This window comes from Leptospira harrisiae (assembly GCF_002811945.1).
Classification (GTDB): Bacteria; Spirochaetota; Leptospiria; order Leptospirales; family Leptospiraceae; genus Leptospira_A; species Leptospira_A harrisiae.
The window spans coordinates 1-13,139 of the sequence record NZ_NPDX01000001.1 but is presented as its reverse complement, the minus strand read 5'-3'; the positions used below and the strand labels follow the sequence as shown (position 1 = coordinate 13,139).

Below are 13,139 nucleotides of genomic sequence, written 5' to 3'. Positions count from 1 at the left end.
AGTTTCTATTGCTTTGGGATCAAAGAAAACACCATCTTTTTGTCTTGGAGCTTCGAGTCCGTCTCTTACCATTTCCGCATATCCATTGGCAAAATAAAGATACTTTGTCGGTAACTTGTTTGTGATGTCGTAAACCGCCTGTTCTAAAAACTCAGCCAGTAAGAAGACTTGATATGTTACATCGGCAATATAAACCCGATTCATATCTTTCCACTCCTTGGACTCGTTTTTAATGCAATGTTCTAATTCTTTTTGTTTGGTTTGGAAAACTTCAAAAGCGTTTTTAAGTTCTGGGTGGTTGCCTACAGATTTAGTTAACTCACCTAACAAGGATTGAAATGCAGTATAAACCTTTGGTTTTTGTAAAGCATGCAAACAATGATCAGTGATGATAAGGTGTGTTCCTTCCCAAGTTTCATTGATGATAGAATCGTTATGAAGACGAGGCAGAGGAGAAAAATCACCAATGATTCCGTTACCACCTAAAGTTAAAATTGCTTTTTGAGTGATATAACTTGCCTGAGAAGAGGATTTATATTTCATCAGTGGAACGGTAATCTCTGCCGCATCGTCACCTTTCTCGGAAAGATTTGCAGAGCGAAAGTTTACAAAACAATTTCCTGTTTGCAAAATTTGCATTTCCGCTAAGGTCTTGGTAAAAGAAGGAAATTCTAAAATCTTTTTCCCATAAGCAGTTCTAAACTTTGCATACTCAGATGCTTCCATCACCGATCTTCTTGCATTTCCACTGGAACCAAGTCCCACATGCAAACGAGATGTTTTGATGATGTAACGGATAAGATTCACAAGTCCATGACCAGGACGACCAAATTCTTCTGCTTCTACTTTATCATAAATAATTTCAACAGTGAGTTTCCCGCGAGATCCGATGATATCTTTTTTTCGTAAGATATGATGTCCATTGAGTTCTCCATTTTCTTTGATTCTCGGAACAAGAAACATACCAACGGTATTGGTTCCTTCCATCTTTGCCGTTGTGACCCAAAGATCACCTGGGTTGGAACAAAACCATTTTTCACCAGTTAACTCCCATTTGCCGTTCGGAAGTTTTTTAGCAATGGTTCGATTGGCAGAAACATTACTCCCGCCAACTCTTTCTGTAACATATTGCCCAGCCATAAAATGAGAAGAACTTCCTTTTCCTGCAACAAGTGGGAGATATTTTTTCTTTTGTTCTTCTGTTCCAATTTTTTTGAGTGCGAGGATGATTCCATCGGTCATGGCCAATGGACAGGCAACACCACCTTCCCCATTCATATTCATTAAATAGGTGAGCGCATAACGATGAATATGTGTAAAATCATATTTCCATTCAGGATGGAAATCTAAATTGACAACTCCGTGGTCATAAGAGATTTTGCGTGCTAATTTTTGTTCTTCCGAGTATTTTATAAAATCGATTCGTTTTCCAGTTCTATCAAACTTAACAACCTCACCATACTTACCTTCCTTATGGCACTCTTCTGTGAGCTCATCCAAAATTCCACCTACAAGTTCCCCATACTTTCGGATATGTTCTTCCATCGCTTTTTTATGATCTGGGGTAAAGGATTCAGAATAACGGTGAACCACTCGTTGTAAGGCGGGGTCTATTTCGTAAAAATTCTTACCTCGGACTCCTTTGTATTCGGATATATCGAACGGTTGTAAGGATGGATGTTCTGAAATATGGTGGCTCATTCTTCCAGTTCAAAAAAAGGAATAGGATTCACTAGCAAAAAAGTCGCCCCGGTCTGAAATTGGTTCTAGAGTCGATTCTGTATGGTCCAAAGAGTAGAAACGAGAAAGTCCAAACAAATTCTGCATGATGTGATCTTCGAACTCCAGAACGTTTCTGAGTCTATGTTGTGGTTTTTGTCGTACGACCGACTTTCTGAACTTTTAGAAATCAGAAAGGAAGAATGCCTTCGCAAAGTTTATCAGTTCAAAGCCGCAAAACCACAAATGACACTTTCCGGTGGATTTCATGAAGTGGATGGGGATCTCCTCATTGATTTTCTTGCCTGGAGTTTGGAATTAGATGAAGTCGCAGAAGAGTTCCTAAAAGGTGGGATTTTTTTTAGTGAACGTCCGTTATATGAACTTCGCGAATCTTATAAATCACTCATTCAAAAAACAATCGCCAATCATAAATTAGACCGAGAACTTTTATTACTTCTGACTGCTGCCACTGTGGATTACGATGATGCTGTTGATTCTTATCTGATGGACAAATTCGAAATTGATTTTTTTGTCAGACGTTCCATCCATCAATTTTTAGAAAAATTCGAAATCCATCCAGAGTACGGAGCCGAAGAGTTTTTATATGAATATTTAAAAAGTCTAATCCCCACTAAAATTCTCAACTTCAGAGATATCACTCGTGAATTTAGAGATAGAACCTATTACGAGTTATACGGTAAATTTCGAGAGACAAAAAAGAAAAAAAAGAAAATCGTCAAAACAGTTTCAACCGAACTCAAAGATTTATTAGCTTTTTTTGATTTAGAACCAGGCGCAAGTATCACCGACGTAAAAAAGAAATTTAAAGAACTCTTAAAAAAATACCATCCGGATATCAATAAAAAAGGGGAAGAGATGACCAAACGAATTATTTTAAAATACAATCGCCTGGTCGAATTATTAGGAACCTAATTTTTTAAACTATCTTCCCTTACATCATTTCAACTGAATCTGAAAAAGATACTTCACCCGAATTTCATCTTTTGCTTTCATAAAAAGGAGTGAAGGATTTTCTAATTCAAATTCTGAAAACTTAACCACAACGGATCCATCCACCTGAAGAGAATTAGAACCTTCAGGTTTCACTATAGCTTCAGTCACAAAATCTTTTGTATTTCCATGAATGGTTAATTTGCCTTTTACTAAATAAGTTTGGTCTTTACCTAGTTGTACCGATTCAATTTTTACAAGTATGTTTGGGGTATCTGGATATCCTAAAATTTCCTGAATATGTGAGTCTCGATTTGTATCTCCAGATGAAATCTTCAAAAGTGGAATTTTGATTTCAAAGGGAGACTTTAAAGCATATCCATTTCCAGAAACCTGAATATTCGGTTGTCCCATTTGAATTTCATTACAAATGCCCGTTACATTCTTTGTAGTATGTTCAACATAAAACTCTATATTCTTTTTTGTCACTTCTGCTGCAAAAACACTGACTCCAAAAAACAAAAACACAAAACAAACGATTGTTTTTTTCATAACTCCAAACCTTTCCTTAATTTCAAAATGTAATGACAAGTAATGCAATGGACATTGCACCAAATCCGGTCCAACCCACTTGCTCCATTTGGTGGGCTGCCCTTGGGCCCTCTTTTTCAATACGAGCACCTAACCCTGGCAATAATAACATAGAAGCCAAATGAATAGGTATCATTGCTTTGTGAGCAAAAATAGGACTGTAAATTCTTGGACCGTCATCGACATTTTCTGTTTCTGATTCAATTTTAGACGGTGAAAAAAAAGCAAGGCTCGCCGTAATGGCATACATACCAAACGTTGCCATTGCTAAATTTTTATGCATTGCCGCTGAGTGTTTGGTTTCCCATTCTTCATTTGCTTTTAATGCCAAATACAAACCTGCGTTGTTTGTTGGATCTTTTAATAAAAAATAATCAGCGGCTATACTGTGTCGAGTTAAAGGACTCATTGCAACTAAATACATTGGGTCGTTTGTTGCATATTGTGGATTAGCAAGTAAAAGAGTTTGCGCATACTGGTCAGATTTTCTGTATAAAGTTTCAGAAGCCTTATCCCCTTCTAAGTTAGTTGCAAGCCAGAGCGCTAAAGTGGTTAACCCTGCAATTTGATGCCATTCCAAAAGACTCCTTCTTTTTTTCAGTGATTCTTTGGAAACTTGCGGTTTGTCATTTTGTTGGAGAAAGGGAATCGATTGTGCAAATGTTGCCGAAAAGGAAAAAAGACTTACAAACAAAACAACTTGTATTCTCATGAACCGAAGGATAACACAAGAAATCCTAGTGTAAATAAATAATCCTGCCGTCCCATTTATAAAAAAGTGGATATAATGTCGCGATCAAAGGAGAAAGGAAACCCAAACCAATCCAAATAGAACGTTCCCCAAACTTAGAAATTTTCCAAAATTCTATAGAATACAAAATTAAAACAGGAGTCGAAAGAATCGCAAACACACGATTTGTATCATATGTTAACATAGAAATGATATAACAGAAGATAAAAACAAAACAAGAAAATGGTCTTTTAAACATTATGTACAAAACAAATGGCCACAATCCGTGAAATAATCCAAGAGTACCTAAAATGGGATGTGAAACATTCATACGAATGAATTCGGTTCCTATCATATTGGAAAAAACAGACACACGAGTGTGGTTCCAAGTGATGTCTGTATTTGAAAAAAGATAAATGAGTAAAAGACTATATACAATTCCAGATAATAGGAATGAAACTGCAAAAACTTTCCACCTAGACAAATCTTCTAAAAATAAAACTGAACTAACAAAAAAAGACAATACTATAAATTGAAATAAGTGATTTGAAAATCCTAACAACAAAATAAAAGTCAATAGAATTGGTTTCCAAAAAGAAGAAATATTGCTAAAGACAATAATGATATAAATACAAATGAGTAAAAAAGTGATGGGATCTGAGAATCCAATCCATGTTTTGAAAATTAAATACAAAGGACTCGAAGCAATGACAAAGGCAAATCCAAATCCAAACAACCAATGAAATCGAAATGATAAAAAACTGACGATTATGACTCCTGAAACAAGATTCAAAAAATCTAAAATGGTTACGATATCTTCAGGTTTTAAGACAAGTCCAGTGGCCCAAAGAAACCAAGGAGTAAAAAACTGGTCCCAGGGAGTATCGATACTCATTGGGTTGAGACTCAATGGAAAAAATCCTGAATTAAATACTTTAGCTTCAAAAGAAGAAAAAAACAATTTTCCCGGTAACCATTTAAAAACAAAAAATGAAATCAATACAACAATGGAAGCTAAAAGTTTTGATTTGTAATCTTTTTCAATTAACTTCATTTAGGTGAAGAAATAGGAATCGAACCTTTCCAAGTAGAAACACCACTTCCATCAATAGGATACGGTTTCCCTAAATATTTAGGTGGAGTGTCCCACTGGATATCCCACCAAGCAAGAACCCTAGCAGAAAACTCTCGAAAAGAATAATAGGTTTCTTTTTTATATGTTCTTAAATTACATTCATAACCGTATAACTCTAGTTCTAACTCGCTTCCTAAATAAATCGCTCTTGGTAAAAAGAAAGATTGGCTCACAAAAATTGCTTTTTTTACCAGAAAAACTTCCTTCGCACGGATGAGAGTGTCGAGGGTTCGAAACCCAGCATGATCCACAAAAATATCTTCTGGTTTTACTTTGTGGTTCAACATAAATTCTAACATAGGCCTGAGTTCGTTATAATCCGACTTACCATTATCCCCAGAGAGTAATATTTTTTTCACGCGTCCTTTGTTGTACAAATCCAATCCACAAGCCAAACGATCCATAAGAATGGGAGAAGGAGTTTTTCCGTAGACTGCCGCACCAGGAACGATAGCCACTTCTGCTTCAGGGATTTCCGTCGGTTGGTCGGAATGAATGGAAGTTTGGTATACATACCAAAATCGTAAATTCATTGCCAATGCGACAAAACTCAAGAATCCCAAAACAAGAATCATTCCAAGAAATAGGGATTTCCACTTGACCCTTGAGAGGAATCGGAGCGTCATATTTATGTAGGTCAAACGGTTCGTCATGAAGAAAAAAATAAAAGAGATTACGTCTGTTTTTTCACAGGACAATCCGAAAATCAAGAAACAGATTGATAAGGTGAAAGAAAAAGGTCACCAACGGATGACCATTCTTGTCATTCCTCACGGATACGATAGTTCTTTCCACTTCCAAATTTCTCATTTTACCATTCTATTTTTTTTAGGCCTAACGGTAGGACTACTCAGTCTTGCGATCTTTGGGATTGTTGGCTCTAGTTCTACCCAAACACAAATCAATCAACTCTCAAAAATTTACGGAACATACTTTGATACGTACATCACTCATGCCAATCAATTGGAAGAGATGAAAGAAGAGTATTCCAAACTAAACGAAAGTATGTTGGAACTCTTTACTCTGATCGATGGACAAGATGATGAACTGCTAAAAATTCCTGCTGAAGATTTAATTGAAACGGCAGCCATCGAATCTCTGCAAAAAGAAGAAAAAGAAGACAAACAACTGGATGTAGGACGTAAGTATTTAAGCGAAATCTATGACCTCCGTCAATTGAAACATAGAATGGACAATTACCAACGATTGGTGGAAGCTAATTATCAATTTTTATACCAACGTTCCGATATTTTATCTAGATCTCCTCTATTTAATCCCATGTATTCTTACAATTTAACCTCTCCATTTGGAATGAGAAAATCACCTACCACTGGTTATTGGGAATACCATGATGGTTTGGATATGGCAAATGCCACAGGAACACCCATTTATGCTTCCGCACCGGGACGTGTGGTCCGTGTGACTTACTCCAATGTGGGATATGGACATCACGTCATCATCCAACATGACTTCGGCTTTAGTACGTTATACGGACATTGTTCGAGAATTTACGTAAGGAATGGACAGGAAGTCAAAGCCGGAGAACAAATTGCCGAAGTGGGTGCCACAGGTAACGTCACTGGCCCTCACTTACATTACGAAATTTTTATCTCTGAAGAAGGAAAAACAGATCCAGAACAATACATGCAAGCAGGAGTTTACTGATTGCCTAAGAAAGAGAATCCTACCAAACGAATCGCAGAACTTCGAAAAGAGATTCAAAAACATAACGATCTCTATTATAAAAAAAATACTCCTAAAATTTCAGACAAAGAGTTTGATCTTTTAGTTAAAGAGTTACAATCTCTCGAAAAAGCTAACCCAGACTTAGTGGTTGCCTCTTCTCCTACATTACAAGTAGGATCTGACCTCTCACCTCAATTTAGTAAATTCAAACACAAAGTTCCTGTTTTATCCTTAGAGAACACTTATAATGAAACTGAACTCTCGGAATGGTTGGAAAAAACCGGTATCGATGAACTTTATTCCTTAGAATGGAAAATTGATGGCGCCTCCATCTTGTTATACTATGAAAATGGAAAACTCACAAACTGCGTTACTAGAGGTTCAGGTGGAATCGGTGACATTGTTACCGAAAATGTCAAAACCATTGAATCCATTCCTCATACACTTTCCACACCACTAACCATTTCCGTCCGAGGGGAAATTTTTATGACCTTCGCCGATTTTGAAGAATTTAATGAAGAATATGGGGGAAAATTTGCAAACCCAAGGAATTTAGCGGCAGGTTCTATCAAACAAAAAGATCCGCAAGACGTCGCCAAACGACCGTTACGAATTTATGTATATGATGTATATTTTTCTTCTTCGAGAAAAGGAATTAACAAACACAAAGACATCATCACTTTATTAAAAAAAGAAAAGTTTCCTCTGGCTCCTGATTCCAAAATCATCACCGGAAAAACTCTCCTCAAAGAAATTGAATCCTTCAAAAAGAAAAAAGATAAAATGCCATTCCCTGTGGATGGACTTGTCATCAAATTAGATGACCTCAACCTTCGTGAAAATTTAGGGGAAACAAGCCAGTCCCCTCGTTGGGCTCGCGCCTTCAAGTTTGATGCCTTACTCAAAGAAACCACCATCGAAGAAATTGATTTTGCCATTGGCCGAACAGGAAAAATCACACCTCGAGCGAAGGTCACACCAATTTCCCTGGCAGGAACTACTGTCACATACGCCACCTTACACAACCAAGACTATATTGATCAATTGGGCGCAGGAATCGGAGCAAAAGTTCTTATCTCCAAACGAGGGGAAATCATTCCTGCCGTTGAAAAAGTAACCGTCCCTCCAAAATTAGTTTTTGTATTACCTAAAGAATGTCCTGCATGTAAAACTAAACTAACAAAAGTAGACGATTCCGTTGATTTTTTTTGCACCAATCGCAATTGCCCAGAACGCAAACTAAACCAACTCATATTCTTTTGTTCCAAAAAACAAATGAACATCGAAGGGCTCGGAGAAAAACAAATCCAAATTTTCTTTGAAAAAGGTTGGGTCAAAGACATTCCAGATTTATATACATTAAACAAATATAAAGACACCATACTCGAGTTAGATGGCTTCGGTGATAAGTCTGTAAAAATCATTTTTGATGCAATCGAAAAATCGAAAGAAAAAGATTTTCGTTTCACCTTACCTTCCATCGGACTAAACGAAGTTGGTCCCAAAGTCACAGAAATTCTAATCGAACATGGATTTGATTCTTGGGAAAAACTAGTTATCCTAGCCAAATCTAAAAACGCAGAAGAGGAACTAACTTCCATTCACGGTATTGGCCCAAGAACCATTGATGCCTTACTCACTCACCTAAAAGACAAAGAAACTCTTAAGCTCGTCAACACTCTGATCAAACTTGGACTCAAATTCCAAGCCGACGAAACCGAAAAAAGCAACATACAACCGTTTGTTGGGCAAAGTTGGTGTGTGACCGGAAGTTTCGAAAACTTCCAACCTCGTGATGTCGCAATGGATCTCATCACAAAACACGGTGGTAAAAAAGTTTCTGGTGTCTCTTCCAAAACTACTCACCTTCTCTATGGCCCTGGTGCCGGCTCCAAACTAGAAAAAGCAACAGAACTCGGAGTGACTCTGGTATCGGAAACAGAGTTTTTAAATCTTTTGAAAAAAGAAGGAATACCGTTACCCTAAAACAAATTATACGCCACCATAACTTCCTTAATTTTTTTAATGATTGAATGATTGCCTGGGCGCCTCGAGTCCGTTAGTCGATTGGCATTTGATTCTAGAACGACCGCGCTATTCGCTCCAATCTTTCCGATCTGTTAGTTGACTAAAATAATTCAGTTTACGGAAAGGATTTCCGCTGCTATCGCTGGCGCAGGGGGTTGGGGGAAATCTTCTTCGATGGCTATCTAGTTTTTAATTTTAAAGTTTTCCCAAAGATTGAAATGACTTGACGAATTCAGAATTTATATAAGAATTTAGGAGTGCTCGATTATAGAAAATATATTTCATTTGATAAGGACGTTCGAGGTGGTAAGCCTTGTATTCGTGGAATGAGAATTACCGTCTATGACATTCTTGACTATCTAGCTTCGGGTATGGAATATGATGAAATTTTACGAGAGTTTCCTTATCTCACTAAAGAAGATATTTTGGCGAGTTTAGCTTTTGCTGCTGATCAAAATAAATCAATTCTTGTAGCCTAAATGCTATTGTATGACGCAAATCTATCTCCAAATCTAGTCGAACATTTATCTGACATTTTTCCAAATTCAAAACATGTTTTTTCACTCGGTATCCAGTCATCAGATGAACTCATCTGGGAGAAAGCGTATGAAAAAAAACTAATTATCGTTACTAAAGATAATGATTTTAATAAGATTTTGGAAAAGAAAGGTTTTCCACCCAAAATAATTCAAATCAAACGTGGGAATTGCAGCACATCTTCAGTTGTTACTTTGCTGAAAGAAAATTGCGAGACGATCATCGCTTTTACAAAAAATCCAGAAGCTGGGATTCTATTTTTAGTTTAACAAAATCGAATCTAACAAATCAATTCCATCTCAGACAAAGAAATAAACGATATACTTAAAGGAAATTCTTAACATTCCCTTCCCACCCATCCGATTCCCAAAAGGATGGTTTCTCTTCTCCTCTGTATTTCCCTCCTTCTTAACGAGTTCACTATCCCCCACTCCTGCCAGCGGAACTTCCTGTTCCGACTGGCGAGCTTAGGCCATCCCTGGCCACGCTTCCGTGGGGGACACTTCACTTTGAGAAACTTATCGAAAGGATATAACTTAAATTTAAGAGAAGTGCTGGAAAAAATTTATGATGAAAATTGATATTTAATAAATGGTTTGCTTGTTATACGCCTGACCATAGATAAATGAAATTTATGCGAACTACAAATAAAAACGGAAAATAGGGACTATACGATATGCGTTTAACGCACGCAGACGAGTGGTTATCTGTATTGCAATTAACCGCCGCCCAACCCCTCACCAATCCTCCACAAACCGAGAGATGGAAACTGCCACTTGGAATCCAATCCGGTGTTAGGTGGTCTCTACCACACCTACTCTTGGAAGAAAAGCGCTTAAGAGAAGTATCTCTCTCTTACGCTTTGGTTTGCAATCATTGTTTGCGAGTTTTGATTCTGTTATCTCTTCCCTAGAAGAGAAGGATTCCTTATGTCCTAGCGATCAATGGAACACTCATTTCTGGAACAAAGTCTTTGTGAATCACTAGAAATCGATGACTTCCGTTTGTTTTTTGTCTTCAAAATCGTTCCTGATTGCATCCAGCGTCTAACTTAACGAACATCTTGTTCGCTATTATAGTTTTGGCGAGGCTCAGGCATATTTAGTTAACTTCAATCTCTCTGACGAGGTCTCCCCTACCAATTTTATTGAAATATCTGATAAAAATGCTATCCGGGACTGGGATAAAACCACTCCCATCTAAGTAAATTTTCCATTTATCGTTCTCTTGAATAACTCCGTATTTATAACGAATACGGGTCGGCTTGTAAAAAGTGACTGTATTTGTTGTAAGATTTACTTCTCCCTTAACATCAAAGTCTACATAAAATTCATAGAAGTATTCTATATCTAAATAATTCCCGATTGTGTAAGAATCTGATATTTCATACCTAGTTAATATATAGACTATCGCACCCTTATCTGGGTAAACTCTTACGAGTGAATCTTCGGAAGAATAATTATCCATATTCCCAGTTTCCTCAGGTTTAAGGTAATTATATGATGTAAGATGATTTTTAAGTAATTCTTTTACGGTAATAATATCACTCTTTGAAAGTTGATTAAGCTTAGGATCATGTTGTCCTGAATCAAGTTCAAGTTTTCCTTTTTCTTTGCAGTAAACATTTGCTACAATCAAAATGAAGATACTAACTGTTAAGAATTTTATTTTACTGACCATGATATTTCCTTACTATTTTTTTGCCTTGTATCGATATACCCAAGTATCTACTCCGTCACTATCTTTGTAAGCGGAAAATGAGCCATCGACTCCAGCTGGTCTCACCCCACCACCAGTAGATTGTGTAACAATTGGCTTACCCTTCTTATTAAACCCTAAAAATGTAACATCATGACCAGATGGATTTCCACCAGTATTTTTTCCATATGTAATAATTCTATCTCCAGGCTTCAAAAGTGTTTTATTTTTGCTATCATAAACCTCTTTAAATGTTCCTTTTGTAACCAAAGAAAAATTTTCCTTAATCTCAGTTGACGACTCAAAATCTTTTGTTTGAACAAACTTGTGCGGTTTCCCTGTATTATTAGAAAGTAACTGCCCATAGTGGGTGCAGTCAATTCCTTCCTTGTATCCTGTCCCACCTAGTTTGTAAGATAGACTATCGTATACAACGCCTTGATAAATTAATTGTCGTATTTGCAATTTTTCAGATTCCGAATATAAATCTAGATCAATTAAATTTTGGAATTTGTCTACTGTATCACTGGTAATTTCCTTAATTTTTTTATCAATTTCCAAAAGTTTCTCTGTATCGCCGTCAGCGGATGCCTGAACTGTCTCCAGATTTAGGATTGCCAATTTCTTCTGTTGTTCAGTAATTTCTCCATTTTTTTGCATAGTTTCAAGCTTGAGTTTCGAATCTTTGAGTTGTTTTGCTAAATCATTCTCTTCTTGTGATTTGCCATAAAAAGCATCCACTGAATCTTCCGTATATGTGTTATCATTGTTATGCACCCAAACCCCAACTTCTCCTACGAAGTAGGTATGATACTCATCCACCTCAAAGTTATAAACCGTCTCTACCCGCTCATCAATGGTGATATCAGTTACAACCAGTTCTCTTCCATCCGCTCCAAGAGCCACATCCCCAGGATGTAAATCTTTTGCCTGCACCCAATCAGTAGTTTCTATAGAGAACTTCTCTAAAGCATGACCTTGTTTTTTCACACGGAACGGGTGGTTCCAGGTGGTTTCGAGTATAGTTCCGTCAGCAAAGGACACAGAATAGATAGCATCCGTTTGGCGGATAAAAGTGTTCACTACTTTGCGGTAAGAGACTTCGCCTGTTTCGTCCGATTTAGAAAGAACCACATCCCCAACTTGAATGTCTTCGATGTTCTTCAGTCCATCTTTAGTATGAACTTTGGTTCCTGCAACAAAACAAGTCCTAACTCTAAATTTGCCATCAACTTGTTCTACTAAGTCACTGGAAACATAACCCAGTGATGTTTTCACATCATCTACAATATCACCAATTACGTTCTCCAAAATGCCATGTCGTGAACCACCCTTCTCGGCATTTGGGTCATCTAGGATTTTCTTTTTCTGTCTCTTTGCGATTTCTTCTGGAGGTAAACCTTCCCATCCATTTTCTTTAGCGATTGCCGCTAAATACTCAGCTTCTTTTTCTGCAGCGACTTTTTTGTTCTCTTTTACTTCATCATCAATCTCATCTTGGATGTATTTCTTACGAAGATCCACACCAAAGTTGGTGTTTCCAGAAAGCCCAGTGTTTTGGTTGTAGCTCAGTGCGTTGACTCCGTCAAAGCCAACACTAGCAGAGAATCCTTCCTTCTGGTTAAAAGAAAGTCCCATATCCATTTGGGAGAAGGATTGGAATTGTGGTTTAGGAGGTGGTGTTTGTCCTGGAGGAGTCTTTTCAGCTACCTTCTCTATGGAAGCATCCAAACTCGCACCAAACCCTTGTTTCTGACTAAAGGATACTCCTCCGGTCACAGTAGCGGTATAAGCATCCGATGCGTCCATTTTTTTCTGTGCGTTGAGACTTGCTCCTACACCAGCATCCTTACTATAGTTGAGTCCACCGGTTACCGTCGTGCCTCCTTCTGTCTTCTTGCTATAACTAATACCACCGCCAAAACCTCCACTTTGGCTATAATTTAGGTTCAAACCAAGACCGCTTAGAACATTATTTCCACCAAACTCATACCCTACGTTAGCACCAAAGCCACCGTTTTGGGTATAACTCACTCCAGCAGAAAATCCGGCTAACTTCAC

The 13,139-nt window shown here is 37.5% G+C and carries 12 protein-coding genes and 1 pseudogene; 6 read left to right on the top strand and 7 right to left on the bottom strand.

What is annotated here, in order from left to right:
- Positions 1-66 precede the first annotated feature (66 nt).
- A pseudogene (locus tag CH364_RS00060) lies at positions 67-1,701 on the bottom strand (acyl-CoA dehydrogenase family protein); the annotation flags it as partial.
- 81 nt (positions 1,702-1,782) lie between these two features.
- Between CH364_RS00060 and CH364_RS00055 the strand changes: the two are divergent.
- The gene (locus CH364_RS00055) at positions 1,783-2,655 is read left to right on the top strand and encodes a molecular chaperone DnaJ (protein WP_100741610.1); all 873 of its coding nucleotides are present in this window, start codon (positions 1,783-1,785) and stop codon (positions 2,653-2,655) included.
- A 24-nt stretch (positions 2,656-2,679) separates the two neighbouring features.
- Here the strand turns inward: CH364_RS00055 and CH364_RS00050 are convergent, their stop codons facing one another.
- From CH364_RS00050 to CH364_RS00035, 4 genes are read right to left on the bottom strand one after another with little or no spacing between them, the layout of a single operon-like run.
- Entirely contained in the window at positions 2,680-3,225 is a 546-nt protein-coding gene (locus tag CH364_RS00050; RefSeq protein WP_100741609.1) for a YceI family protein, read from the bottom strand.
- Positions 3,226-3,247: 22 nt separating this feature from the next.
- Positions 3,248-3,976, bottom strand: a complete 729-nt coding sequence (locus tag CH364_RS00045) for a hypothetical protein (RefSeq protein ID WP_423790142.1) — start codon at positions 3,974-3,976, stop codon at positions 3,248-3,250.
- 25 nt (positions 3,977-4,001) lie between these two features.
- On the bottom strand, positions 4,002-5,048 hold the full coding sequence (locus CH364_RS00040) for a hypothetical protein (RefSeq protein ID WP_100741608.1): 1,047 nt from the start codon (positions 5,046-5,048) through the stop codon (positions 4,002-4,004).
- Positions 5,045-5,704, bottom strand: coding sequence for a SanA/YdcF family protein (locus CH364_RS00035; RefSeq protein ID WP_243401169.1), 660 nt, complete (start codon positions 5,702-5,704; stop codon positions 5,045-5,047). Before CH364_RS00035 ends, CH364_RS00040 begins: the two co-directional genes overlap by 4 nt.
- A gap of 76 nt (positions 5,705-5,780) precedes the next feature.
- Here CH364_RS00035 and CH364_RS00030 point away from each other — a divergent pair, with 76 nt between their 5' ends.
- The 5 genes from CH364_RS00030 to CH364_RS18630 all read left to right on the top strand — a co-directional run bounded on the left by CH364_RS00030 (position 5,781) and on the right by CH364_RS18630 (position 10,293).
- Positions 5,781-6,794, top strand: coding sequence for a M23 family metallopeptidase (locus CH364_RS00030; protein WP_100741606.1), 1,014 nt, complete (start codon positions 5,781-5,783; stop codon positions 6,792-6,794).
- Positions 6,795-8,801 (top strand): NAD-dependent DNA ligase LigA, encoded by a 2,007-nt coding sequence (gene ligA / locus CH364_RS00025; protein ID WP_100741605.1) that lies wholly within the window; start codon positions 6,795-6,797, stop codon positions 8,799-8,801. It abuts the gene before it with no gap.
- Between the two features lie 299 nt (positions 8,802-9,100).
- Positions 9,101-9,322, top strand: coding sequence for a DUF433 domain-containing protein (locus CH364_RS00020; protein ID WP_100728990.1), 222 nt, complete (start codon positions 9,101-9,103; stop codon positions 9,320-9,322).
- Positions 9,323-9,649: a DUF5615 family PIN-like protein gene (locus tag CH364_RS00015; protein ID WP_100741604.1), complete on the top strand. Its 327-nt coding sequence runs from the start codon at positions 9,323-9,325 to the stop codon at positions 9,647-9,649. It begins immediately after the preceding gene.
- Between the two features lie 407 nt (positions 9,650-10,056).
- Entirely contained in the window at positions 10,057-10,293 is a 237-nt protein-coding gene (locus tag CH364_RS18630) for a hypothetical protein (RefSeq protein WP_125178629.1), read from the top strand.
- Between the two features lie 188 nt (positions 10,294-10,481).
- On the opposite strand, the gene CH364_RS00010 is transcribed toward CH364_RS18630, so the two are convergent.
- On the bottom strand, positions 10,482-11,060 hold the full coding sequence (locus tag CH364_RS00010) for a hypothetical protein (protein WP_100741603.1): 579 nt from the start codon (positions 11,058-11,060) through the stop codon (positions 10,482-10,484).
- Between the two features lie 12 nt (positions 11,061-11,072).
- Positions 11,073-13,139: polymorphic toxin-type HINT domain-containing protein (locus CH364_RS00005; protein WP_208859275.1), on the bottom strand; the 2,067-nt coding region annotated here is incomplete at its 5' end.